This window comes from Burkholderia sp. B10 (assembly GCF_004368385.1).
Classification (GTDB): Bacteria; Pseudomonadota; Gammaproteobacteria; order Burkholderiales; family Burkholderiaceae; genus Burkholderia; species Burkholderia vietnamiensis.
Genome location: NZ_PQMX01000013.1, coordinates 92727 through 115551 on the forward strand (window position 1 = coordinate 92727; position 22825 = coordinate 115551).

General features: G+C 67.6%; 24 protein-coding genes. 11 read left to right on the plus strand and 13 right to left on the minus strand.

Annotated elements, in window-relative coordinates; translation table 11 throughout:
* The first annotated feature begins 101 nt into the window (after window positions 1-101).
* Complete coding sequence (locus tag C3Y15_RS09685; RefSeq protein ID WP_059735258.1) at window positions 102-2642, plus strand: DUF6600 domain-containing protein; 2541 nt, start codon at window positions 102-104, stop codon at window positions 2640-2642.
* Between the two features lie 101 nt (window positions 2643-2743).
* On the opposite strand, the gene C3Y15_RS09690 is transcribed toward C3Y15_RS09685, so the two are convergent.
* Complete coding sequence (locus C3Y15_RS09690) at window positions 2744-3715, minus strand: thymidylate synthase (protein WP_011883883.1); 972 nt, start codon at window positions 3713-3715, stop codon at window positions 2744-2746.
* Window positions 3716-3756: 41 nt separating this feature from the next.
* Window positions 3757-5163, minus strand: coding sequence for a sigma-54 dependent transcriptional regulator (locus C3Y15_RS09695; RefSeq protein WP_011883881.1), 1407 nt, complete (start codon window positions 5161-5163; stop codon window positions 3757-3759).
* A gap of 499 nt (window positions 5164-5662) precedes the next feature.
* On the opposite strand from C3Y15_RS09695, the gene C3Y15_RS09705 reads away from it, so the two are divergent.
* The gene (locus tag C3Y15_RS09705; RefSeq protein WP_069239413.1) at window positions 5663-5974 is read left to right on the plus strand and encodes a hypothetical protein; all 312 of its coding nucleotides are present in this window, start codon (window positions 5663-5665) and stop codon (window positions 5972-5974) included.
* A 236-nt stretch (window positions 5975-6210) separates the two neighbouring features.
* Entirely contained in the window at window positions 6211-6711 is a 501-nt protein-coding gene (locus tag C3Y15_RS09710; RefSeq protein ID WP_011883878.1) for a dihydrofolate reductase, read from the plus strand.
* Window positions 6712-6793: 82 nt separating this feature from the next.
* On the opposite strand, the gene pmbA is transcribed toward C3Y15_RS09710, so the two are convergent.
* Window positions 6794-8164 (minus strand): metalloprotease PmbA, encoded by a 1371-nt coding sequence (pmbA, locus tag C3Y15_RS09715; protein WP_014722694.1) that lies wholly within the window; start codon window positions 8162-8164, stop codon window positions 6794-6796.
* Between the two features lie 128 nt (window positions 8165-8292).
* Here pmbA and yjgA point away from each other — a divergent pair, with 128 nt between their 5' ends.
* Window positions 8293-8904: a ribosome biogenesis factor YjgA gene (gene yjgA, locus C3Y15_RS09720; protein WP_272481909.1), complete on the plus strand. Its 612-nt coding sequence runs from the start codon at window positions 8293-8295 to the stop codon at window positions 8902-8904.
* Window positions 8888-9496: a molybdopterin adenylyltransferase gene (gene mog / locus C3Y15_RS09725; protein WP_011883872.1), complete on the plus strand. Its 609-nt coding sequence runs from the start codon at window positions 8888-8890 to the stop codon at window positions 9494-9496. The genes yjgA and mog overlap by 17 nt, the downstream gene beginning before the upstream one ends.
* Before the next feature lie 25 nt (window positions 9497-9521).
* On the opposite strand, the gene orn is transcribed toward mog, so the two are convergent.
* Window positions 9522-10124 (minus strand): oligoribonuclease, encoded by a 603-nt coding sequence (gene orn, locus C3Y15_RS09730; RefSeq protein ID WP_011883871.1) that lies wholly within the window; start codon window positions 10122-10124, stop codon window positions 9522-9524.
* Window positions 10125-10241: 117 nt separating this feature from the next.
* On the opposite strand from orn, the gene C3Y15_RS09735 reads away from it, so the two are divergent.
* The 3 genes from C3Y15_RS09735 to C3Y15_RS09745 all read left to right on the plus strand — a co-directional run bounded on the left by C3Y15_RS09735 (window position 10242) and on the right by C3Y15_RS09745 (window position 12819).
* Window positions 10242-11501, plus strand: a complete 1260-nt coding sequence (locus C3Y15_RS09735) for a M48 family metallopeptidase (protein ID WP_014722693.1) — start codon at window positions 10242-10244, stop codon at window positions 11499-11501.
* Window positions 11498-12439: a ribosome small subunit-dependent GTPase A gene (gene rsgA, locus C3Y15_RS09740; protein ID WP_011883868.1), complete on the plus strand. Its 942-nt coding sequence runs from the start codon at window positions 11498-11500 to the stop codon at window positions 12437-12439. Before C3Y15_RS09735 ends, rsgA begins: the two co-directional genes overlap by 4 nt.
* A 62-nt stretch (window positions 12440-12501) precedes the next feature.
* Window positions 12502-12819, plus strand: a complete 318-nt coding sequence (locus C3Y15_RS09745; RefSeq protein WP_011883866.1) for a DUF2007 domain-containing protein — start codon at window positions 12502-12504, stop codon at window positions 12817-12819.
* 78 nt (window positions 12820-12897) lie between these two features.
* On the opposite strand, the gene C3Y15_RS09750 is transcribed toward C3Y15_RS09745, so the two are convergent.
* The 6 genes from C3Y15_RS09750 to rpsP form a co-directional block, all read right to left on the minus strand.
* The gene (locus tag C3Y15_RS09750) at window positions 12898-13836 is read right to left on the minus strand and encodes a CobD/CbiB family protein (RefSeq protein WP_011883864.1); all 939 of its coding nucleotides are present in this window, start codon (window positions 13834-13836) and stop codon (window positions 12898-12900) included.
* A gap of 120 nt (window positions 13837-13956) precedes the next feature.
* On the minus strand, window positions 13957-14643 hold the full coding sequence (locus tag C3Y15_RS09755; RefSeq protein WP_069246172.1) for a CoA pyrophosphatase: 687 nt from the start codon (window positions 14641-14643) through the stop codon (window positions 13957-13959).
* Window positions 14644-14732: 89 nt separating this feature from the next.
* Complete coding sequence (gene rplS / locus C3Y15_RS09760; RefSeq protein WP_011883860.1) at window positions 14733-15125, minus strand: 50S ribosomal protein L19; 393 nt, start codon at window positions 15123-15125, stop codon at window positions 14733-14735.
* A gap of 133 nt (window positions 15126-15258) precedes the next feature.
* On the minus strand, window positions 15259-16053 hold the full coding sequence (trmD, locus tag C3Y15_RS09765; RefSeq protein ID WP_011883859.1) for a tRNA (guanosine(37)-N1)-methyltransferase TrmD: 795 nt from the start codon (window positions 16051-16053) through the stop codon (window positions 15259-15261).
* Window positions 16054-16731, minus strand: a complete 678-nt coding sequence (rimM, locus tag C3Y15_RS09770; protein ID WP_059460856.1) for a ribosome maturation factor RimM — start codon at window positions 16729-16731, stop codon at window positions 16054-16056. It lies immediately after the preceding gene.
* A 42-nt stretch (window positions 16732-16773) separates the two neighbouring features.
* Window positions 16774-17028, minus strand: coding sequence for a 30S ribosomal protein S16 (gene rpsP, locus C3Y15_RS09775; protein WP_006476550.1), 255 nt, complete (start codon window positions 17026-17028; stop codon window positions 16774-16776).
* Window positions 17029-17181: 153 nt separating this feature from the next.
* Between rpsP and C3Y15_RS09780 the strand changes: the two genes are divergently transcribed.
* Together C3Y15_RS09780 and C3Y15_RS09785 are read left to right on the plus strand one after the other, a co-directional pair.
* Window positions 17182-18321: a PQQ-dependent sugar dehydrogenase gene (locus tag C3Y15_RS09780; protein ID WP_069246371.1), complete on the plus strand. Its 1140-nt coding sequence runs from the start codon at window positions 17182-17184 to the stop codon at window positions 18319-18321.
* 110 nt (window positions 18322-18431) lie between these two features.
* Window positions 18432-18899, plus strand: a complete 468-nt coding sequence (locus tag C3Y15_RS09785; RefSeq protein WP_011883856.1) for an NINE protein — start codon at window positions 18432-18434, stop codon at window positions 18897-18899.
* 21 nt (window positions 18900-18920) lie between these two features.
* On the opposite strand, the gene C3Y15_RS09790 is transcribed toward C3Y15_RS09785, so the two are convergent.
* Both C3Y15_RS09790 and C3Y15_RS09795 read right to left on the minus strand, forming a co-directional pair.
* On the minus strand, window positions 18921-20093 hold the full coding sequence (locus C3Y15_RS09790; RefSeq protein ID WP_011883855.1) for a PA0069 family radical SAM protein: 1173 nt from the start codon (window positions 20091-20093) through the stop codon (window positions 18921-18923).
* A gap of 93 nt (window positions 20094-20186) precedes the next feature.
* On the minus strand, window positions 20187-20675 hold the full coding sequence (locus tag C3Y15_RS09795; RefSeq protein ID WP_011883853.1) for an Lrp/AsnC ligand binding domain-containing protein: 489 nt from the start codon (window positions 20673-20675) through the stop codon (window positions 20187-20189).
* 145 nt (window positions 20676-20820) lie between these two features.
* On the opposite strand from C3Y15_RS09795, the gene C3Y15_RS09800 reads away from it, so the two are divergent.
* Entirely contained in the window at window positions 20821-22107 is a 1287-nt protein-coding gene (locus C3Y15_RS09800) for a D-amino acid dehydrogenase (RefSeq protein WP_011883851.1), read from the plus strand.
* A 326-nt stretch (window positions 22108-22433) separates the two neighbouring features.
* On the opposite strand, the gene C3Y15_RS09805 is transcribed toward C3Y15_RS09800, so the two are convergent.
* Window positions 22434-22825 (minus strand): FAD-binding protein (locus C3Y15_RS09805; protein WP_208328097.1); only part of this gene is annotated, 392 nt, incomplete at its 5' end.

Here is a 22825-nt window from a genome sequence, read left to right on the forward strand (position 1 = left end):
GGTCGGACTTACAAAACACCGAGCACTGAAACAGCCCGAGCGGATATCGTGAGCTGGACGGCACGAATCGACGCGCCGAGACAACGACGATGACGCTCATGATGGACTCCCTGTTCACGCTCAGGCGTACCGCCCGCTGCGCCCTGCTCGCGTTCGCCGCACTGGCGAGCCTGCCCGCCGCATTTGCGCAATCCACCGCCGCGCCGCCGTATGCGGCCGCCGCGCGGCAAGCGGGCGGCGATCCGCCCGGCCGCGTCGCGCGGCTCGATTATTTGTCCGGCGCCGTGACGACCGAGCCGGCCGGCACCGATACGTGGTCGTATGCGGCCGTGAATCGACCGCTGACGACGGGCGACCAGCTGTGGAACGACGCCGGCGCGCGCTCGGAGCTGCATATCGGCTCGACGGCGGTGCGTCTCGGCGAATCGACGAGCCTGTCGGTACTGAACCTCGACGACACGACCACGCAGCTGAAAGTCGGGCTCGGCACGGTGTCGACGCACGTGCGCAATCTGCCGCCCGGCGGATCGTACGAAATCGACACGCCGAACCTCGCATTGGGCATCGCCGGCCCCGGCGACTATCGCGTCGACGTCGCGCCGGACGGTGCGAGCACGACGGTCACCGTGCGCAGCGGCAACGCAACCGTCTACGGCAGCAACGGCCAGTACCCGCTGTCGCCCGGACAGCAGGTCGTGTTCACCGGCACCGACCTGCAGGTCGCCCAGCAAGCGGCCGCGCCGGCGCCGGACCCGCTCGACCAGTGGGCCGCGAGCCGCGACGCGGCCGAGCAACGCTCGGTGTCGGCCCGCTACGTGTCGCGCGACATTCCGGGCTACCAGGATCTCGACGCGAACGGCACGTGGCGCGAAACGCCGAACTACGGTGCGGTATGGGTGCCGAACGACACGCCGGCCGACTGGGCGCCGTATCACGACGGGCACTGGATCTGGCAGGCGCCGTGGGGCTGGACCTGGGTCGACGATGCGCCGTGGGGCTTCGCGCCGTACCACTACGGCCGCTGGGCCTACGTCGACGACAGCTGGGCCTGGGTGCCCGGCCCGATGGTCGTCAGCCAGCCGCCCGCCTATGCGCCGGCGCTCGTCGCGTTCGTGGGCGGCGGCGGCGGGCCCGACTGGAGCGTCGCATTGACGGTCGGCGGCATCGCGGCGGCCGGCTGCGCGTGGTTCGCGCTGGGGCCGGGCGAACCGTGGCATCCCGGCTGGGGCGGCTGGAGCCCGCACTACTACGAGCGCGTGAACCGCAACATCGTCGTGAACAACGTGACGGTCAACAAGACGGTGAACATCACGAACATCAACAAGACCTACGTGAACTTCCGCGCGCCGCATGCGATCACCGCCGTGCCGGCCGCCGCGTTCGTCCACGGTCAGCCGGTCGCGCGCGTCGCACAGCACGTCGACCCGCGGCAATGGCGCAACGCACACGTGATGCCGGGTACGCCGGGCATTGCGCCGGTGCGGCAGAGCTTCACCGGCGGTCTGCGCACGGCCGCCTACCGGCCGCCGCCGGCGCTCGGACAACACCCGTTCGTCGCGACGCGCAATCCGGCCGTGCCGCCCGCCTATCGCGACCAGGCGGCCGCGCAGCTCGCGCGCCAGGGAGCGCGCGTGCCCGGTGCGGGTGCGCCGGTCGTGAAGACCAGCGTGCCGGCCGACTACACGCCGCGGCCGGTCCACGTACCCGGCAACCCGGCCGGCGGCGCGTGGGCGATGCGCAACGTGCGGCTCGTGAATCCGCACGGGCCGGTCGTGCAGCCCGCGCATGGGGCGACTGCCGGCCAGCCGGCTGCGGGGATGGCACAAGCGGCCCGGCCCGGCGTGCCGACGCCGAACGCACGTATGCCGGGCGCGCCTGAACCGGGCGCACGGAGCGAACCTGCGCCGGGCATGCCCAACGGCGAGCGGACGCCGAACGCAGCAGCGCCGAACGCCGCGCACTTCGCGAACGGCGCCGCGGCCCAAGCGCCCGGCCCCGCTCAGCATCAGGCCGTGGGCGCCGGCAATGGCGCCCCGCATCCGCCGACGGCCGGCAACAGCCCGGCCGCGCACGACGGCGCGCATGCCGCAGCTGCGCCTGCGCCCGTCTGGATGCAGCCGCATACTCCGATGGACCGGCAGCGCCCGAACCCGCCGACGGCGCTGCACGCTGCCGGACAGAACGCGCTGCCGCCGGTCCGCGCTGCAGCGCCGACGCCGCGTCCGCAAACCCCGGCCGGCGCGCAACCGGGCGAGCGGCAGCCCACGCCGCACGAAGCACCGCAGCCCCGCTTCGACACGTCCGCGCAGATGCAGCAGCCGCGTCCGCACGCCGATTTCGCGGCGCCGGCCCAGCATGGGCAACCGCACGCCGAACGCCCGGCGCCCGCGCCGCAGCCGCGCGCCGACTTCGCGCAGCCCGCGCCGCACCGCGAAGTCGCGCCGCCGCATGTGAGCGAGTACCGGCCGCCGGCGCCCGTCGTGCATGAGATGCCGCGGCCGCAACCGGCGCCGCGCATGGAGCCGCGACCGTCGATGCCCGCGCCGCACGTGGAGCCCCGCCCGCAGCCGGCGCCGCACGTCGAAGCGCCGCATCCGAGCAACCCACCGCCCGCCGCCCACGAGGAGCGACACCGCCAGTAACCGGCGGCGCAGCAAACGAAAAGGCCCGACCGTTCCCGGTCGGGCCTTCGTCATTCCGTCGTGCGCGCCGCGCTACGCGGCGTACGGCCTTGCGTCGCCGCTCAGACCGCCATCGGCGCGCTCAGCGGCTCATGATGCCGATAGCCGACGAGCGAGAAGTCCGACGGCTCGATCAGCTCGAGCCACTCCGGCGCATAGACGCCCGTCTTCGCGTAGTCGGGCACGCGCTCGGCGATCTCGAGCCGCGGGCTGTCGTACGGCTCGCGCGTGAGCTGCTGCTGCAGCATGTCGAGCTGGTTCTCGTAGATGTGCGCGTCGCCGATGAAGTACGTGAACCAGCGCGGCGTATAGCCGGTCAGCCGCCCCACCAGCGACAGCAGCGCGGCGCCTTCGGTCAGGTTGAACGGCGTGCCGAGCCCGACGTCGTTGCTACGGATGTACAGGCACAGCGAAATCTCGCGCTTCGCGGCGTTCGGCAGGAACTGATACAGCAGATGGCAAGCGGGCAATGCGATCTGGTCGAGCACGGCCGGGTTCCACGCATGAAACAGGATGCGACGGTCGGACGGGTTCTCGATGATCGTGTCGAGGCACTGGCGCAGCTGGTCGATCGCCTTGTAGAGCAGCACCTTCGGCGCACCGTCTTCGTCGAACTGCGTGACGATCCGGAAGCCGCGGCGCGTCGCGTCGGCGATCTGCGCGTCGGCGCTCGCGTCCAGCACCTTGTAGCCGGGCCATTGCCGCCATTGCACGCCGTACACGTCGCCGAGATCGTCGACGCCGCGACGGTAAGGATTCGCGAGCCACTGCGCGTTGTCGTTCGCGTTCGCGTCCCACACCTTGCAGCCGAGCGCACGGAAATCGGCCGCGCTGCGCGATGCACGCAGGAACCCGACCAGCTCGCCGATCGCCGACTTGAACGCGAGCTTCTTCGTCGTCACGGCCGGAAAGCCTTGCTGCAGGTCGAAGCGCAGCATCGCGCCGGGCATGCTGATGGTACGGATTCCCGTGCGGTTCTCCTGCCAGGTGCCGGTGTCGAGGATGGTGCGAACGAGGTCGAGGTACTGTTTCATGCGGGTTCCTTCGGCCGCGAGGGCGGCCGTACCCGCCAATTTTAGCAAGCGTGGCGAGAAACCTCCGGCAGCGGCGGCGTGAAGCCGCCGAGCGGGTCGCCGCGGTCGCGCATCCCGTGCGCGCACATCAGCCGGTACAGCGTGACGCGCGACACGCCGAGCTCGCGCGCCGCGTCCGCAAAACGGCCGCGGTGACGCAGCAGCGCCTGCTCGATCGCCTGCCGCTCGGCGGCCTCCCGCGCCTCGTTCAGCGACACGGGCGCGAGCACCGCGAACTCGTTCAGCTCGAGATCGGCCGCGGTGATCATCCGCCCCTCCGACATCACGATCGCCCTGCGCACGCGATTGATCAGCTCGCGCACGTTGCCCGGCCACGCGTAGCCGTACAGCGCGGCGATCGCATCCGGCGAGAAGCCGCGCAGCCGGCGGTGCGCATCGCCCTTGAAACGTTCGAGCATGTGACGCGCGAGCAACTCGATGTCCTTGCCGCGCGCGCGCAGCGGCGGCTCCTCGATCTTCAGCACGCACAGACGATGGTAGAGGTCCTCGCGAAAGCGCCCTTCGCGCAACGCCGCTTCCATGTCCACGTGCGTCGCGCAAATCACGCGCACGTCGACCGGCACCGACACGTGCGCGCCGAGCCGCTCGATCTTGCCCTCCTGCAGAAACCGCAACAGGCTCGCCTGGCTCTCGAACGGCAGGTCGCCGATCTCGTCGAGGAACAGCGTGCCGCCGTTCGCGGCCTCCACGCGGCCGACCTTGCGCTGGGTCGCACCGGTGAACGCGCCGCGCTCGTAGCCGAACAGTTCGGCCTGCAGCAGCGTCGACGGAATCGCGCCGCAGTTGATCGCGACGAACGGCCCCGGCGCGCGCGTCGAGCGCTCGTGAATTGCCGCGGCAGTCAGCTCCTTGCCGGTGCCCGATTCGCCGGAGATGAACACGGGCGCATCGGTGGTAGCCACACGGCGGATCGTCCTGAACAACCCGAGCATCGCGTCGCAGGTGCCGACCATTTCGCCTTCGGAGCGCCCGGCGCCCACCGGCGCCGCCGCCGTTGCCGCCGCGTCCGCCAGCGCGATCATCCCGTGCGCATGGCCGACGGTCTCGACGATGCGCGCCGTCTCGTACGGCATCGTCACGTAGTCGAAGCAATAGTCGCGGATCAGATGCCGCAGCGTGGCGTCCTGCAGCTGGCCGCGCCGGGTCGCCGCGATCCAGCCGATGTGCTGGATGCTCAGGCACGCCTCGAGCTCGCGCAGCTCGGCGGGCTTGAAGCCCGGCGAGAAATCGAGCAGGCCGGCCGTCGCAACGCCGTGCTGCACGACGCGGCGAACGTCGCGCACCGATTCCGCGAGATCGACGCGCCAGCCGCGTTCGTCGAAATAGCCGCGCAATGCATCGTCCGGCTCGCGCGAGAAATAGATTACGTGCCGCTGCTCGGCTTCCATGTGCTCACCCCGTTCATCAACCGTCTAACGATTGCCGCACACGTCAAGCGACGTGCGAAAAGGATCGAATCGGGGCAGCCGAAGCAGCTCGATTCGCCATGCCGATACGCGACCACGTCGGGCCGCGCATGATGGCGCTTATCTCGCGTCCACTATTTTTCTGATCAACACAGCTTGTTATAGGCGCTGAATACGACAGGTCGGTTGCAGCGCGAAGCGGCGAACGGCCAAATCGCTCGATGGTCGATGCAAGTCAATCCTCTGCATAAAACCGCTACGCAGCGGCCATCCAATGCATCGACACACGCACTGATTTTCATCCGTGAAGCGAGTCGATTGAATCCGCAGTATTCCCGAGCCCCGCCGTTTCACGACTGAAACATTTCCCGGCATTTTCGCGCGCCATTCACGATGCATATCGCTCAATCGCAGGCGCGACAACCGATCGCGTTCGATGGCATGCATTTCGCTGAATCATCACGAAGCGGAGAAGGTGGCCATGCGAACACGTTTTTCATTGCCTTGCGTGCGGCTCGTGATTGCGTTCGCGCTCGCGTGCCCGTTCACATCGGTGTGCGCGCAACAACGCGCGATGCACGAGCGCGCGGTGCCGGCCGGCGACGGCCTGCGGCACGACGGCGCGGGTGGCTTCGAGCTGGTCGCCGCCGTCGGAGCGCGGTCGACCGACGCGCTGTCGGTGACGTTGTGGGACGAACTCGCGCGGCCGACGCCACCGCCCGCTCCGTTGCCGCTGCCCGTCGATACGCAGCACGCGATGGCCGGCGGCACGACGCATCGCACGCATCAATAGCCGGTACACGACCTCGCATGCCGGCCACTCGATGAGCATCCCGTATCGAACGCCCGCTGCAGACCGTGCGACCCGCGTCGCCGTCGCGACGCGCAGCTTTTCTGTGTCCGTCCCCCGGCGGGCACTCTTTTTATTCGACGCGCGGCGGCGCCGATGCGCGTGCATCGGCACGGCGCTGACGGCGCCGCCGTTCCGGTAGAATCGGCGCCATTCCGCTTCACTTCTCCCCGACCTTCATGACGACGTTGACCCTGATCGTCGCGCGTGCCCGCAACGGCATCATCGGCCGCGACAACCAGTTGCCCTGGAAACTTCCCGAAGACCTCGCGTTCTTCAAGCGCACGACGATGGGCGCGCCGATCGTGATGGGCCGCAAGACCCACGAGTCGATCGGCCGCCCGCTGCCGGGCCGTCGCAACATCGTCGTGACGCGCGATCCCGCGCGCCGCTTCGACGGCTGCGACACCGTCACGTCGCTCGCCGACGCGCTCGCGCTCGCGTCGCGCGACGGCGCCGCCGAAGCGTTCCTGATCGGCGGTGCGCAGCTTTATGCGGAAGGCCTGATGCTCGCGGACAAGCTGATCGTCACCGAAATCGATGCGGACTTCGACGGCGACGCGGCGTTCCCCGCGCCCGACCCCGCGCACTGGCGCGAAGTCTCGCGCGACCCGCATCAGGCCGCCGCGCCGAACACGTTCGGCTACGCGTTCGTCGTCTACGCGCGCAAGCGCGACTGACGCGCGGCACACGACAAAAAGCCCGACCGGTGCATGCGCGCCGGTCGGGCTTTTCATTTGGTCGCGGCCGACGCCGCGCCGCTTACTGCCCTGCGATCGTCATCTGCTCGATCAGCACCGAGCCGGTTTCCTTCGTGCCGCGCACGAGCGAATCCGCACCGATCGCGACGATGTGGCGGAACATCTCCTGCAGCGTGCTCGCGACCGTGATTTCCTCGACCGGATACTGGATCACGCCGTTCTCGACCCAGAAGCCGGCCGCGCCGCGCGAATAATCGCCGGTGACGTAGTTCACGCCCTGCCCCATCAGTTCGGTCAGCAGCAGACCGGTGCCGAGCTTCTTGAGCATCGCGTCGAAATCGTCGCCCGGCTGCGTGTTCGAGCTGCGCAGCGCGAGGTTGTGCGAGCCGCCTGCGTTGCCGGTCGTCTGCGTGCCGAGCTTGCGCGCCGAATAGGTCGACAGGAAATACCCCTCGACGACGCCGTCCTTGACGACGCTGCGCGCGCGCGTGCGCACGCCTTCCTCGTCGAACGGCGCGCTGCCCATCGCGCGCGGCACGTGCGGATCCTCGACGACCTGCACGTGCGGCGCGAACACCGGCTTGCCGAGGCTGTCGACCAGGAACGACGTCTTGCGGTACAGCGCGCCGCCGCTCACCGCCTGCACGAAGGCGCCGAGCAGGCCGGCCGCGAGCGGCGCCTCGAACAGCACCGGAACCTTGCGCGTGTCGAGACGGCGCGCGCCCATCCGCGCGAGCGCACGCTCGGCCGCGTAGCGCCCGACGGCTTCGGGCGCCGCGAGATCGACGGCGCTGCGCTTCGACGTGTACCAGTCGTCGCGCTGCATGTGCCGGCCGCTGCCGGCGATCGGCGCGCAGGCGATGTAGTGGCGCGAGTACGGATAGCCGGCGAGGAAGCCGCGCGACGTCGCGAGCACGAACTGCGAATGCTGCGCCGATACGCTCGCGCCTTCCGAGTTGCGGATCTGCGGGCTGACCGCGAACGCGGCATCTTCCGCGCGGCGCGCGAGCTCGACGGCTTCGTCGGCCGTCAGCGCCCACGGGTGATAGAGATCGAGATCGCGCGGGTCGGTCTCGAGCAGCTCGGCTTCGGCGAGGCCGGCCGCATCGTCCTCGGCCGTGAAGCGCGCGATGTTGTACGCGGCGGCGACCGTGTCCTTGATCGCGGCCGGCGAGAAGTCCGACGTGCTCGCGTTGCCGCGCTTCTTGCCGATGAACACCGTCACGCCGACCATCTTGTCGCGGTTGTGCTCGATCGTCTCGACCTCGCCGCGGCGCACCGACACCGACAGGCCGTCGCCTTCGGAGATTTCGGTCGCGGCGTCGGTCGCGCCGAGAGCCTTCGCATGGCGAAGGATGTCCGAGGCAATTTCTTTGAGCTGGTCCTGCGTGTGCGGGAAATAGCGCGCTTGTACGTCGAGATTGGCTGCCATCGTCGTGATATCCGGTGGCGGGCGACACGCCCGCATGATCAAAATGTTGCGTATCCCGCGATCATAGCAAGGTCCGCGGCCGCGCACCGACAAGCTTGGGGCATGCGCGCCGCGATACAATGCCGCCCATGACACGCAAAACCCGAATCCAGCCGATCGAGCATGCCGACGACGACGTCGACAACGGCTACGATCGCCCCAGCAAATCCCAGTTGAAACGCGAGATGCACGCGCTGCAGGAGCTCGGCCAGGCGCTGGTCGACCTGCCGAAGGACGCGCTCAAGCGGATGCCGATGCCGGAAGCCCTCGCGGACGCCGTGCGCGAGGCGCGCCGGATCACCGATCACGAAGGCAAGCGCCGCCAGCTTCAGTACGTCGGCCGCGTGATGCGCTCGCTGACCGACGACGAAACGGCGGCGCTGCGCACCGCGCTCGACGCGCAGCGCGGCGTCAACAAGGCCGCCACCGCGCGCCTGCACTGGATCGAGCGCACGCGCGAGCAGCTGCTCGCCAACGACGACGCGCTCACCGAATTCCTGCGCCAGCACCCGGAAGCCGACATCCAGGAAGGCCGCACGCTGATCCGCAATGCCCGCAAGGAAGCGCAGCAAGGCAAGCCGCCGCGCTATTTCCGCGAGTTGTTCCAGTGGATCAAGACCGCGAGCGGGTCGGACGACGCCGACGCCGATGCGGACGAAGCGGCCGGCGAAGCCGGAGACGACCATGACGACGAAGCGTAATCACCCGGACGAGCTCGTGGTCGGCCTCGTGTCGATCAGCGACCGCGCGAGCGCGGGCGTCTACGAGGACAAGGGGATTCCGGCGCTGCAGGAATGGCTCGCGGCCGCGCTGCGCTCGCCGTGGCGCGCCGAGACGCGGCTGATCCAGGACGACGCGCCGACGATCTCCGCGACGCTCGCCGAGCTGGTCGACGTCGCCGGCTGCGATCTGGTGCTGACGACCGGCGGCACCGGCCCCGCGCGCCGCGACGTGACGCCGGAAGCCACGCTGGCCGTCGCGACGAAGGAAATGCCGGGGTTCGGCGAACAGATGCGGCAGATCAGCCTGAACTTCGTACCGACGGCGATTCTGTCGCGGCAGGTCGCGGTGATCCGCGAGACCGCCGACCACGCCGCACTGATCATCAATCTGCCCGGTCAGCCGAAGTCGATCCGGGAAACGCTCGAAGGGCTGCGCGATGCCGACGGCAAGTCGACCGTGCCCGGCATCTTTGCGGCGGTGCCCTATTGCATCGACCTGATCGGCGGCCCGTACGTCGAGACCGACGACGCGGTGGTCGCCGCGTTCCGGCCGAAAAGCGCGCGGCGCTGAACGCGCGCCGCGTGCGCGGCGCCGTTCAGGCGGCCGATGCGGGCGCAGCCGGAATCAGGAAGTGCTCGCGGTAGTACTTCAGCTCGTCGATCGACTCGTGGATGTCGGCGAGCGCCGTGTGCATCGCGCGCTTCTGGAAGCCCTTGTAGATCGCGGGCTGCCAGCGGCGGCACAGCTCCTTGAGCGTGCTGACGTCGAGGTTGCGGTAGTGGAAGAAGCGCTCGAATTCCGGCATCCAGCGCGCCATGAAGCGGCGGTCCTGGCAGATCGAGTTGCCGCACATCGGCGATTTGCCGGGCGACACGTAGTCGGCCAGAAACGCCTGCAGTTGCGCGGCGGCTTGCGCTTCGGTCACGGTCGACGCGCGCACGCGATCGATCAGCCCCGAACGGCCGTGCGTGGACTTGTTCCAGTCGTCCATCTTCGCGAGCGTTTCGTCGCTCTGGTGGATCGCGAACACGGGCCCTTCCACCGCGATGTCGAGCGTGGAATTGGTCACGACGACGGCGATCTCGATGATGCGGTCGTTATCCGGATCGAGGCCGGTCATCTCCATGTCGAGCCAGACGAGGTTCAGTTCGTTGCGCACGAGCGCGGGCTGGCTGGCGGAAGCGGCGATATCGGTCATGAGTCATCCTGGCAAATGGCGGACGGCGCATGGCGCCGCCCGGGCGGCCGGCATCGCGTGAGCGGCCCCGGTCCGCAAGCACATATAATTCTCGCATAGAACCCTTTGGCGCCTTCGATGTCACCCTTTTCGTTCACCCTGCTGTTCGCGATCGCCGTGCTCGCGATGGTCGTCACCAAGCTGTGGCTCGCGTCGCGGCAGATCCGCTTCGTCGCCGCGCACCGCAACGGCGTACCCGTGCAATTCAGCGCGACCATCGCGCTGAGCGCCCACCAGCGTGCGGCCGATTACACGGTCGAGCGCACACGGCTCGCGATGGCCGAGATCGTCGTCAGCGCGGCCGTGCTGGTCGGGCTGACGCTGCTCGGCGGCGTCGGCGCGCTCGACACGCTGCTGACCGGCTGGTTCGGTCGCGGCTACGGCCAGCAGGTCGCGCTCGTCGCCGCGGTGCTCGCGATCACGAGCGTCATCGACGTGCCGTTCGAGTACTACCGCCAGTTCGGCATCGAGCAGCGCTTCGGCTTCAACCGGATGACGCGGCGCCTGTTCTTCACCGACATGCTGAAAAACACGCTGCTCGGCGCCGTGCTCGGCCTGCCGCTGCTGTTCGTCGTGCTGTGGCTGATGAACCAGGCCGGCAGCCTGTGGTGGCTGTGGACCTGGGTCGTCTGGGTCGTGTTCCAGATGCTCGTGCTGCTGATCTACCCGACCTTCATCGCGCCGCTCTTCAACAAGTTCGAACCGCTGAAGGACGACGCGCTGCGCACCCGCATCGAAGCGCTGATGAAGCGTTGCGGCTTCGCGGCCAAGGGGCTGTTCGTGATGGACGGCAGCCGCCGCTCGGCGCACGGCAATGCGTACTTCACCGGCTTCGGCGCCTCGAAGCGGATCGTGTTCTTCGACACGCTGCTCGCGCGGCTGTCCGGACAGGAAATCGAAGCGGTGCTGGCGCACGAGCTCGGCCACTTCAAGCGTCGCCACGTGATGAAGCGCATGCTCGTGTCGTTCGTGCTGAGCCTCGTGCTGCTCGCCCTGCTCGGCTGGCTCGCGCAGCGCGCGTGGTTCTATACGGGGCTCGGCGTCACGCCGTCGCTCGACTCGAGCAACGCAGGCGCCGCGCTCGTGCTGTTCTTCCTCGCGATTCCGGTGTTCCTGTTCTTCGCGACGCCGTTCAGCAGCCTCACGTCGCGCAAGCACGAGTTCGAAGCCGACGCGTTCGCCGCGAGCCAGACCGACGCGCAGGATCTCGTCAGCGCGCTCGTGAAGCTCTACGAGGACAATGCGTCGACGCTGACGCCCGACCCCGTCTACACGGCCTTCTATTACTCGCATCCGCCGGCTTCGCAGCGGATCGATCGCCTGATGCGACACGCATGAGCCGACCGACTTCCCGCAAGCCCGCCGCGCGCGCGGCCGGCGCAGCGCGCGTCGAAGGCCGCGTGATCGCCGCGCACGGGCGCCATTACATCGTCGCCCCCGACGACGGCGGCCCGATGCTCCAGTGTTTCCCGCGCGGCAAGAAGAGCGAGATCGCGGTCGGCGACCGCGTCGTGTACGAGCATGCGTCGGCCGATCAGGGCGTGATCGTCGAGATCGGCGAGCGGCGCAATCTGCTGTACCGCTCCGACCAGTTCAAGTCGAAGCTGTTCGCGGCGAACCTCGACCAGTTGCTGATCGTGCTCGCGACCGAACCGTACTTCAGCGAGGACCTGCTCGGCCGCGCGCTGATCGCGGCCGAAGCGAACGAACTGAAGCCGCTCGTCGTGCTGAACAAGATCGACGTCGAGGCGGCGCTGCCGGTCGCGCGCGAGCGCCTCGCGCCCTATCGCGCGCTCGGCTACGACGTGCTCGAGCTGTCGGTCAAGGGCGCGCCCGACGAGGCGCGCGCGCAGCTGATGCCGCACCTGGCCGGACATTCGACGATCCTGCTCGGCCAGTCGGGGATGGGCAAGTCGACGCTGGTGAACCTGCTCGTGCCGGATGCCGAAGCCGCGACGCGCGAGATCTCGGCGGCGCTGAACAGCGGTCGCCACACGACGACGTTCACGCGCCTCTATCCGCTCGACGGCGGCGGCGCGCTGATCGACTCGCCCGGTTTCCAGGAATTCGGCCTGTACCATCTGACCGAAGGGCGCCTCGAGCGCGCGTTCCCGGAATTCCGGCCGTTGCTCGGCGATTGCCGTTTCTATAATTGTCATCATCTGCACGAGCCCGGATGCGCGATTCTCGCCGCGGTGTCCGACGGCCGCATTGCGCCGTCGCGCCATGCGCTGTACGCGCAGCTGGTGCACGAGGCAAGCCAGATCGTCCGCTGACGTCGCGGCGGACGGGAAGACGTCCGGCCCGGAAAGGCCGGCCTTTACCGACAGGAGCCGCGATGCGTTTCAAGGCCCCCGATCTCGCGACCGCGCAGCACTGGGCCAACGTGCTGCAGGCAGCCGGCATCGGCTGCGAACTGCACAACCGCTATGCGACCGGCGCGCTGGGCGGCTTGCCCGCCGACGCGTGCGCGCCCGAGCTGTGGCTCGACGACGAACGCGACGACGCGCTCGCGCGGCGGCTGCTCGACGCGGCCGCCGATGGCCCGCCCGCCGACGCCGCGCCGTGGCGTTGCCGCCAATGCGGCGAAACGCTCGGCGCGCAGTTCACCGCGTGCTGGCAATGCGGCGCCGCCCGCGATCCGCTCGCCGACTGAACGCACCGCACCGCATCGCGCCACAGTGAAAAGGCCGGCATCGAGCCGGCCTTGGTTCATCGCGCAGCGGGGATTACGTCACGAAACCCACACGGCCAGCGTCAGCATCAGCAGCAGGATCATCCACAGGATCACCGCGCGCCACACGAGGCCGACCGCCGATTGCAACGTGCGCGGCGTGCAGTCGTCGCCGACCGTCACCGGACCGCTGTCGCCGACCGCGAGCGCGTCGAGGCTCGACGGCTCCGCGAGCGGCCCGGCCAGACGCGCGCCCAGCGCGCCGCTGCCAGCGGCGAGCAGGACGCCGTCGTTCGCATCGGGCCACTGGCGCGTGTGATTGCGCCACGCGTAGATCGCATCCTCGAAGTTGCCGACGATCGCAAAGCCGAGCGCGGTCAGCCGCGACGGAATCCAGTCGATCACGAAGAACGCGCGTTGCGCGAAGGTCGAGAACGCAGCCGTGCGTTCGTCGCCCGGCGTCGACCAGCTGCGCGCGAGATATTCGGAGATCCGGTACAGCACGGCGCCTGCGGGACCGAGCGGCAGCACGTACCAGAAGAACACGCCGAACACGTGCCGATGCGATGCAACGACCGCATGGATCAGCGTGTGCCGGACGATTTCGCTGACCGGCATGTCGACCGTATCGAGGCCCGTCCACTCGTGCAGGATCTCACGCGCGCGCGGCACGTCATCGTTGTTGAGCGCGAGATGGATGTCGGTGAAGTAATGGCTGAACTGGCGAAAGCCGAGCGTGAAATAGACGACGGCGACGTTCCAGATGAATGCGAGCACGAAGCTCACCTTGTACAACAGGAAGTAGACCAGCGCGACGATCAGCACCCACGGCAGCACGACTGCGAGCCATGCGAGCACGCCGTGTTTCTGCTTGCCGGCGTCGAGGCCATGTGCGACGGTTTCCGCATGAAACTGGAACAGCGCGAACACCGGATTGCTCGGCGACAACGCGCGTACCTGTTCGATGATGAGAGCGAGGAGAACCGAAAAGAAAGTCATACGTGCGCCGTCTTCGGAGTTATGTCACTTTTTTGCATAACGATAGCACAGCGTAAGCTGCAGCATGCTGTCGGCGCGGGCTCGCGACGGCGGTGCACGGGCGCGCGGCTAGGCGCGACGCTAGCCGGCGGCCAAGAAGCGGTACAGATTGCGCAACATGCCGGCAGTTGCGCCCCAGATGAAGTAATGCCCGGCCGCTTCGACGCTCGGATAAGGCATCGCAAAAAAACGACGCTCGCCGCCTTCCCATCGGAACACGCGCACCTGGTGGTTCGCGGGGCTCATCAGGAACGCCAGCGGCACCTCGAAGATCTCGGCGACCTCGAGCGTGTCGGCCTGCACGGTAAACGGCGGATGCACGAGCCCGACAATGGGCGTCACGCAGAAGCCGGTGCCGGTCAGGTAGTCGGGCAGCGCACCGAGGATCTCGACCGGCTCGGCGGCCAGCCCGATTTCTTCGTTGGCCTCGCGCAATGCAGTGGCGACCGCATCGCGGTCGTACGGCTCGCGACGCCCGCCGGGAAAGCTGATCTGTCCGGCATGATCGTTCAGGTGATCGGCACGCTGGGTCAGCAGCACGGTGAGGCCGGTTTCGCGCGCCACGAGCGGCACGAGGACGGCGGCGCTACGCGGGTCGACGCCTTCCTGCAGCCGCGCCTCGCCCGGCTCGACGCTCCATTCGAGCGTACGCGCGAATCGTTCGCGCAGGCCGGACGGCGTCAGCAACCGTGAATCGATGGACGGCAAGCCGGTGCCGGTGCCTTCGACCGGCAGCACTTCGGGATCAATGATGGGGCGGCGATTCAATGGGACTCTCGGGTTCGCGTGTCGTATCGAGCATATTGTCGCGCCAGAATGAAAAAAGCACCCGGTTGGGTGCTTTTTCCTTACAGATCTTACTCTTGGGAAGCGGCTGCCGTGCGATCCTTCGACACCAGCTTTTCCTTGATTCGAGCCGACTTGCCCGAACGCTCGCGCAGGTAGTACAGCTTCGCACGACGCACGTCACCGCGACGCTTCACGACGATGCTCGCCAGCAGCGGCGAGTAGGTCTGGAACGTACGCTCGACGCCTTCGCCCGACGAGATCTTGCGGACGATGAAGTTCGAGTTCAGGCCGCGGTTGCGAATCGCGATCACGACGCCTTCGTAAGCCTGAACGCGCTTGCGGTTACCTTCAACCACGTTCACGTTCACGATCACCGTATCGCCCGGGGCGAATTCGGGGATCGTCTTGCCGGCGAGCGCGCGCTCGATCTCTTCCTGCTCAAGTTTTGCAATCAGATTCATCACTGACTCCTAAAGCCATCTTGTCGGCGTTTGCGCCCGCCTGCTTCCAGGCCTGGCCCCGATAGAGGATGGATTCACATCTGGCGCCGCGCACGCATGCCCGGCACCGCCATTTCCCGCCCGCGAAACCGCCTCAGGAGGCGTTTTTCGCTTCGCGTGCGAGGTTCGCAAGCCACGCCTCGTCGGCGCGGCTCAGCAACTTCTCGCGGCGCGCCCGGACGATCAGGTCCGGCCGCTTCCGCAACGTGTTTCTCAATGCTTCCTGGCGCCGCCACTTCTCGATCTCGGCATGATGCCCGCCGAGCAGCACGTCCGGCACGCGCATCCCCTCGTATTCCTCGGGGCGCGTGTAATGCGGACAATCGAGCAAGCCGTCGACGAAGCTGTCCTGCACGGCCGACTGCGCATCGTTCAGCACGCCGGGCAACAGACGCACGACCGCATCCATCATCGCCATCGCCGGGAGCTCGCCGCCGGACAGCACGAAATCGCCGAGACTGATTTCCTCGTCCACACATCGGTCGAGCAGACGCTGATCGATCGCCTCGTAACGGCCGCACAGCACGACGACGCCTGGCTCCTGCGCCATGCGCACCGCACGTTCGTGCGTGAAAGGCGCGCCCTGCGGCGACATCATCACCACGCGCGTGCTCGCGATGCCCTGCTCCGCCTGCGCCGCCTTCGCGGCGCCGATCGCAGCCTCGAGCGGCTTTGCGAGCATCACCATGCCCGGACCGCCGCCGTACGGACGATCGTCGATCGTGCGGTAGTTGTCCGTCGTGAAATCACGCGGATTCCAGGTGCGCAGCCCGAAGCGCTCCTGCTTCACGGCCCGGCTGGTGATACCCCAGTCGGTCAGCGCACGGAACATCTCGGGAAAGAGCGTGACGACATCGAACTGCACCGCGCGCTCCGTAGCCTGGTTCATTTAGTAATCGGCTTCCCAGTCGACGACGATGCGACGGGCCGCCTGATCCACCGTTTTGACATATACGCCGACGAACGGAATCAGCCGCTCGTCGGTGGCCGGCGCACCATCCTTGCCGACCGTCGGATACTCGACGCGCAGGATCGAATGCACGCCGTTGTCGATCATCCCGCTGACCTTCCCGAGTGACACCGATTGCTCGTTGACCACCTCGAGGCCGATCAGGTCGACCCAATAGAATTCGTCCGCGGCCAACGCCGGGAAATCTTCCCGGCGCACGAACACGCGAAAGCCGCGCATAGCCAGCGCGGCATCGCGGTCGCCGACACCCGCGGGTTGCGCGACGACCGTGTCGCCGTGCGTCTTCGACTGCAGAATGCGGACGGACAACCGCTCTCCGCCGCGTTCGAGCCACCAGCGACGCGCGCTGAGCAGCGCATCGCCGCCGCGACCGGCGTCGGCATGCGCCGCCACCTTGATCCAGCCTTTCAGGCCGTACGCGTCGACCACGGCGCCGACCTCGACTGCATCGTCGGGCCAGTCCTGCGCCGCTTCGAGGCTACCTTGCTCGGCAGCCGCACCGGTGCTCGCGGCAGCGCCGCGCTCGACCGGCTTGCGGACGAATGCGCCAAACGACGCTCGCCCGCGCCTTGCATTACCGGAATCGTGACCGGACATCAATGCTCCTTGCAGCCGGTACGACCGGTACGCCGCGCCATGTTAGGCAGCCGGCTGCGCCTTTTGCGCTTCCTTCACGAGACGCTGGACGGTCGGCGACAGTTGCGCGCCAACACCTTGCCAGTACGTCAGACGATCCTGAGCAATACGCAGCGATTCGCCCTTCGTGGCGACCGGGTTGTAGAAGCCGACGCGCTCGATGAAGCGACCGTCACGACGGTTGCGCGAATCGGTAGCGACGATGTTGTAGAACGGGCGCTTCTTCGAGCCGCCACGAGCCAGACGGATGATAACCATATGAAATCCTTCGGGAAAACCGGGTTCGAAACTACTGAAACGTGCGATTATAGCCGGAAACCAAAGCCACAACAAACACTTACGCGCAAAAATTCGACGGACGCGTTGTGGGGCCGGCATACAATCGTCGTGTCCGTGACGCCGCCCGATGCCATGCCGCCCTTTCGCGCCATCCCGACACACCGCACGCAGCCCCATCTCGCCGGCTTGCTGGCCGGTCTCGTGCTGTGCGTCGCGTCTGCGACGGCCTGCGCCGCGCCGCCGGTGCGCGAACTGGTCGCGCCGCCCGGTTTTCGCGTCGAGCTGCTGACCGACGCGGTCCCGGCCGCCCGCGAAATGGCGTGGTCGCCGCGCGGCATTCTATATGTCGGTACGCGGGAAGGCCGCGTGCATGCATTCGTGATGCGCGACGGCCGGATCGTCGCCCGCCACGTGGTCGCCACCGGCCTCGACATGCCGGTGGGCGTCACCTATCGGGACGGCACGCTGTTCATCTCCGCTGTGTCGCGCATCCTGCGCATCGAACACATCGACGACCGCCTCGCCGCGCCACCCGCGCCGGCGGTCGTGACCGACGCACTGCCGACCGATCACCATCACGGCTGGAAATTCATCGCGTTCGGGCCCGACGGCAAGCTCTACGTGCCGGTCGGCGCGCCGTGCAACGTGTGCGCCGCCGATCGCAACCGATACGCGCTCATCGCCCGCATGAACGCCGACGGCAGCGGCCGCGAGGTATTTGCGCGCGGCGTGCGCAATACGGTCGGCTTCGCGTGGCATCCCGATTCGGGCGACCTGTGGTTCACCGACAACGGCCGCGACCTGATGGGCGACGACCTGCCGGACGATGAACTGAATCGTGCGCCCCGCGCAGGCCTCGACTTCGGTTTTCCATACTGCCACGGCGGCGACACCCCCGACCCCGAATTCGGCGGCCCCGACGTGTGCCGCCGCTACGTGCCGCCGGTGCTGAAACTTGGCGCGCATGTCGCGGCGCTCGGGATGCGCTTCTACACGGGGCCGATGTTTCCCGCGTCGTACCGCAACAACATCTTCATTGCCGAACACGGTTCGTGGAATCGCAGCACGAAGGCCGGCTACCGCGTGATGCGCGTGGTGGTGTCGGCCGACGGCAGCCACGCGCGTCAGACTCCGTTCGTCACCGGCTGGCTGCGCGCGGACGGCTCCGTATGGGGACGCCCGACCGATGTGCTGCCGCTGCCCGACGGCTCGCTGCTCATCAGCGACGATTACGCGGGCGCCATCTACCGCGTCACCTATGCGGCACCTTGACGCAGGCAACCAGTGACCGCACCCGATCGCGCATCGTAGAATGCGTGCCGGGCCGCGCGCCCAGGCCGGTACGCCGGCCACCGATCCCCACGATAATTCCGCCGCCGCCCATGTCCAGCAGCACCGCCCCGTCCCGCCGCTTTCGCTCGAAGACGCTCACCGCCGCCCTCGCGTTCCTGTTCGGCTCGCTCGGCGCGCACCGCTTCTATCTGTACGGCTTTCGCGACGTGTACGGCTGGGCGCATCTGCTCGCGACGATCATCGGAATCCCGGGGTTCATGCTGCTCGCCGCGACTCAGCGCAGCGCGGGCCTCGGCTGGTGGCTCGCCGTGCCCGGCGCGATCTCGCTGCTGGCCGCGTTCCTCGCCGCGCTCGTCTACGGCTTGCGCCCCGACGAAAAGTGGGACGCGCAATTCAATGCCGATACGGGCAAGCACAGCCGCTCCGGCTGGACGGTGATCTTCGTCGTGATCTTCTCGCTGCTGATCGGCGCGTTCCTGCTGATGACCGCACTCGCCCTGTCGTTCCAGACGTACTTCGAGTCGCAAGTCGAAGCCGCCAAGCAGATTTCGCAATAAGCGCCGCCGCGCGCGTTCAGTTCAGAACAGATTCAGCTGCGTATCGTCGCGCGGCTTCGCGCGGCTCGCCGCCGCCAGCTGTGCGCTCACGCGCGCAGGCGCCGCAGCGCGAAACCGCGACATGTCGAGAATGCCGTTCCCGCGCTCGTTCAGCCCGAGCCGCTTGACGGCCTGGCGGAAGCGCTGACGCAACAGATCGGCCCAGATGCCCTCGCCCTTCATCCGCTTCGAAAAATCCGAGTCGTACTCCTTCCCGCCGCGCATGTCGCGCACGCGATTCATCACGCGCTCGGCGCGGTCCGGGAAATGCGCGGCCAGCCAGTTCTTGAACAACGGCGCGACTTCCCACGGCAGCCGCAGCACGATGTAGCTCGCATGTGTCGCGCCGGCATCCGCACAGGCCTCGAGGACGCGCTCCATGTCGGGCTCGGTGACGAACGGAATCATCGGTGCAATGCTGACGCCCACCGGCACCCCGGCGTCGCGCAGCGCGCGAATCGTGCGCAAGCGGCGCGCCGGCGTCGCCGCCCGCGGCTCGAGCGTGCGCGCGAGATCGGCGTCGAGCGTCGTGATGGTGACTGCGGCCATGACCTGACCGCGCTCGGCCATTGGCCCGAGCAGATCGAGATCGCGCTCGATCAGCGACGACTTCGTGATCGCGGCAAACGGCAGCCCGTGATCGTGCATCACCTCGATCACGCTGCGCGTGATGCGCAGATCGCGTTCGACCGGCTGATACGCATCGGTGTTGACGCCGAGCGCGATCGGCTCGGGCACAAAACGCTTGCGCGCGATCTCGCGCTCGAGCAATTCGGCGGCATTGACCTTCGCGTAGATGCGGCTCTCGAAATCGAGACCGGGCGACAGGCCGAGATAGCTATGCGTGGGCCGCGCGAAGCAGTAGATGCAGCCGTGCTCGCAGCCGCGATACGGATTGAGCGACACGCTGAACGGAATGTCCGGCGACTGATTGCGCGTGAGGATGCTCTTGGCCCGCTCCTCGAACACCTGCGTGCGCAACGGCGCGGGGAGATCGCCATCGTCCGCTTCGTGCGTCCAGCCGTCGTCCACCGCCTCGCGCAGCGCTGTCTCGTACCGCCCTTGCAGGTTGTCGACCGCGCCGCGCCCCTTGCGGGGCACGGGCGGCGCGATCGGAAATTCGTTGTCGGATCGACCGTCCATGCGCTCACCCATTCGCCTTCACCCAATACTGTACATTTATACAGTATTGGGTGAAGCATGCCAAGGAGGAGCCGAACGGAACCGACTACGCCGGCGCGGCCGCGGTCATTCGCCGACCGGAATCGTCATCGTCTCCTTGATCTCCTCCATCACGACATAGCTCTTCGACTGCACGGCGCCGGGCAGTTGCAGCAGGATGTCGCCGAGCAGCTTGCGATAGTCGGCCATCTCGCCGATGCGCGCCTTGATCAGGTAATCGAAGTCGCCCGACACGAGATGGCACTCGAGCACCTCGTCGATCTTCATCACTTCGCGGCGGAACTGCTCGAACATGTTGCCGCCCTTGTGGCCGAGCGTGATCTCGACGAACACCAGCAGCGCCGCGCCGAGCTGGCTCGGATCGACGCGCGCGTGATAACCGGTGATGACGCCGTCGCGCTCCATGCGCCGCACGCGCTCGATGCACGGCGTCACGGTCAGTCCGACCTGCTCCGCGAGGTCCTTCATCGCCATCCGGCCGTCGTTCTGGAGCAGTTTGAGGATGCGCCGGTCGAGCTTGTCGAGCGTGCGTACCGGCTGACGTTGCGTTCTCATGTGTTTGTGCTGAAAATCTGAAAAATACAATAACAAAACCTACATATTCGACAATACCATAGCGCAAACAACTAGATCAGCTAGAGGTTACACGGAGCCGCAGGTGCGCCCGGCCTCGACCTGATTCCTTCCATCTGGAGCAGCTATGCGAGTCGTCATTCTGGGCAGCGGTGTGGTGGGCGTGGCGAGCGCGTATTACCTTGCGCGCGCCGGTCATGAAGTCACGGTGATCGACCGGGAGGCCGGCCCGGCGCTCGATACGAGCTTCGCAAACGCGGGCCAGATCTCGCCCGGCTATGCGGCGCCGTGGGCCGCGCCCGGCGTGCCGCTGAAGGCGGTCAAGTGGATGTTCGAAAAGCATGCGCCGCTCGCGATCCGCCTCGACGGCACGCGCTTCCAGCTGCAATGGATGTGGCAGATGCTGCGCAACTGCACGCCCGAGCGCTATGCAGTCAACAAGGGCCGCATGGTGCGTCTCGCCGAATACAGCCGCGATTGCCTGCAGGCGCTGCGCGCCGATACGGGCATCGAGTACGAAGGCCGCACGGGCGGCACGCTGCAGTTGTTCCGCTCGCAGCAGCAACTCGACGGCGCGGCGAAGGACATCGCGGTGCTGCGCGAAGCGAACGTGCCGTTCGAACTGCTGTCGCCGGCCGAGCTGAAGAATGCCGAACCGGCCCTCGCCGCCGTATCGCACAAACTCACCGGCGGCCTGCGCCTGCCGGGTGACGAAACGGGCGATTGCCAGTTGTTCACGACGCGCCTCGCGGCGCTCGCGGAATCGCTCGGCGTGAAGTTCCGCTACAACACGCCGATCGACGCGCTCGCGATCGCAGGCGGCAAGATCGCCGGCGTGCAATGCGGCAGCGAGACGGTGCGCGCCGACGCATACGTCGTCGCGCTGGGTTCGTACTCGACCAACTTCGTGTCGAAGCTGATGAAGATCCCGGTCTATCCGCTGAAGGGTTATTCGATCACCGCGCCGATCGTCAACGAGGCGGCCGCGCCGGTGTCGACGGTGCTCGACGAAACCTACAAGATCGCGATCACGCGCTTCGACCAGCGCATCCGCGTCGGCGGGATGGCCGAGATCGTCGGCTTCGACAAGAAGCTGCGCGCCGCGCGCCGCGAAACGCTCGAAATGTGCGTGAACGACCTGTTCCCCGGCGGCGGCGACACGTCGAAGGCGACGTTCTGGACGGGCCTGCGCCCGATGACGCCGGACGGCACGCCGATCGTCGGCCGCACGCCGGTGTCGAACCTGTTCATGAATACCGGCCACGGCACGCTCGGCTGGACGATGTCGTGCGGTTCGGGCCAGCTGCTCGCCGACCTGATCTCGGGCAAGAAGCCGGCGATCCAGGCCGACGACCTGTCGGTGCATCGCTACCTGAACGAAGTGGCCGGCCAGACGCGTCCCGCATACGCGTAAGCCGGAACGGCCCGTGGCGATACGGGTCCGCTGCATCGGCAAGAAAGGCGCCCTCGGGCGCCTTTCTCGTTTCGGCGAGCGAAAATGGCGGTGCGAGCGGCGACCCGCCACGAGGCTACAGCCAACCGGCGCATGCGCTCGTCGCCCGTCGAGCGCGTCGCCGCCGCCAATCGCGCGTGCGCGACGATCCGTTCCACACGGCACCGTACGATCGCGACCATGCCCGGCCAACGACAGCCGCTCGTCTCGAGCGACACCACAACAAAAAAGGGGCGCTCATCGCGCCCCCTCTTCGAACATGCACACCGCCGCAGCGGCGCGCAGCATCAGCCCAGCGCGCTCACGAGCTCCGGCACGAGCGTGAACAGATCGCCGACGAGGCCGTAGTCGGCCACGCTGAAGATCGGCGCTTCCGGATCCTTGTTGATCGCGACGATCACCTTCGAATCCTTCATGCCGGCCAAGTGCTGGATCGCACCCGAGATGCCGACCGCGATGTACAGCTGCGGCGCGACGATCTTGCCGGTCTGGCCGACCTGATAGTCGTTCGGCACGTAGCCGGCGTCGACCGCCGCGCGCGAAGCGCCGAGTGCTGCCGACAGCTTGTCCGCCAGCGGCTCCAGCACCTTCGTGTAGTTCTCGCCGCTGCCCAGACCGCGGCCGCCCGACACGATGATCTTCGCGCTGGTGAGCTCCGGACGGTCCAGCTTCGTCACTT

What these genes read in the sequence shown, in the direction of transcription:
- yjgA (WP_272481909.1), top strand. Translation starts at nt 8,293, where the DNA reads ATGACACGCAAAACCCGAATCCAGCCGATCGAGCATGCCGACGACGAC.
- C3Y15_RS09790 (WP_011883855.1), bottom strand. Translation starts at nt 20,093, where the DNA reads ATGGGTGAGCGCATGGACGGTCGATCCGACAACGAATTTCCGATCGCG.
- C3Y15_RS09735 (WP_014722693.1), top strand. Translation starts at nt 10,242, where the DNA reads ATGTCACCCTTTTCGTTCACCCTGCTGTTCGCGATCGCCGTGCTCGCG.
- pmbA (WP_014722694.1), bottom strand. Translation starts at nt 8,164, where the DNA reads ATGGCAGCCAATCTCGACGTACAAGCGCGCTATTTCCCGCACACGCAG.
- C3Y15_RS09750 (WP_011883864.1), bottom strand. Translation starts at nt 13,836, where the DNA reads ATGACTTTCTTTTCGGTTCTCCTCGCTCTCATCATCGAACAGGTACGC.
- rimM (WP_059460856.1), bottom strand. Translation starts at nt 16,731, where the DNA reads ATGTCCGGTCACGATTCCGGTAATGCAAGGCGCGGGCGAGCGTCGTTT.
- orn (WP_011883871.1), bottom strand. Translation starts at nt 10,124, where the DNA reads ATGACCGATATCGCCGCTTCCGCCAGCCAGCCCGCGCTCGTGCGCAAC.
- C3Y15_RS09690 (WP_011883883.1), bottom strand. Translation starts at nt 3,715, where the DNA reads ATGAAACAGTACCTCGACCTCGTTCGCACCATCCTCGACACCGGCACC.
- C3Y15_RS09780 (WP_069246371.1), top strand. Translation starts at nt 17,182, where the DNA reads ATGCCGCCCTTTCGCGCCATCCCGACACACCGCACGCAGCCCCATCTC.
- rpsP (WP_006476550.1), bottom strand. Translation starts at nt 17,028, where the DNA reads ATGGTTATCATCCGTCTGGCTCGTGGCGGCTCGAAGAAGCGCCCGTTC.
- C3Y15_RS09795 (WP_011883853.1), bottom strand. Translation starts at nt 20,675, where the DNA reads ATGAGAACGCAACGTCAGCCGGTACGCACGCTCGACAAGCTCGACCGG.
- C3Y15_RS09745 (WP_011883866.1), top strand. Translation starts at nt 12,502, where the DNA reads ATGCGTTTCAAGGCCCCCGATCTCGCGACCGCGCAGCACTGGGCCAAC.
- C3Y15_RS09685 (WP_059735258.1), top strand. Translation starts at nt 102, where the DNA reads ATGGACTCCCTGTTCACGCTCAGGCGTACCGCCCGCTGCGCCCTGCTC.
- C3Y15_RS09785 (WP_011883856.1), top strand. Translation starts at nt 18,432, where the DNA reads ATGTCCAGCAGCACCGCCCCGTCCCGCCGCTTTCGCTCGAAGACGCTC.
- mog (WP_011883872.1), top strand. Translation starts at nt 8,888, where the DNA reads ATGACGACGAAGCGTAATCACCCGGACGAGCTCGTGGTCGGCCTCGTG.
- C3Y15_RS09705 (WP_069239413.1), top strand. Translation starts at nt 5,663, where the DNA reads ATGCGAACACGTTTTTCATTGCCTTGCGTGCGGCTCGTGATTGCGTTC.
- trmD (WP_011883859.1), bottom strand. Translation starts at nt 16,053, where the DNA reads ATGAACCAGGCTACGGAGCGCGCGGTGCAGTTCGATGTCGTCACGCTC.
- rplS (WP_011883860.1), bottom strand. Translation starts at nt 15,125, where the DNA reads ATGAATCTGATTGCAAAACTTGAGCAGGAAGAGATCGAGCGCGCGCTC.
- rsgA (WP_011883868.1), top strand. Translation starts at nt 11,498, where the DNA reads ATGAGCCGACCGACTTCCCGCAAGCCCGCCGCGCGCGCGGCCGGCGCA.
- C3Y15_RS09695 (WP_011883881.1), bottom strand. Translation starts at nt 5,163, where the DNA reads ATGGAAGCCGAGCAGCGGCACGTAATCTATTTCTCGCGCGAGCCGGAC.
- C3Y15_RS09800 (WP_011883851.1), top strand. Translation starts at nt 20,821, where the DNA reads ATGCGAGTCGTCATTCTGGGCAGCGGTGTGGTGGGCGTGGCGAGCGCG.
- C3Y15_RS09710 (WP_011883878.1), top strand. Translation starts at nt 6,211, where the DNA reads ATGACGACGTTGACCCTGATCGTCGCGCGTGCCCGCAACGGCATCATC.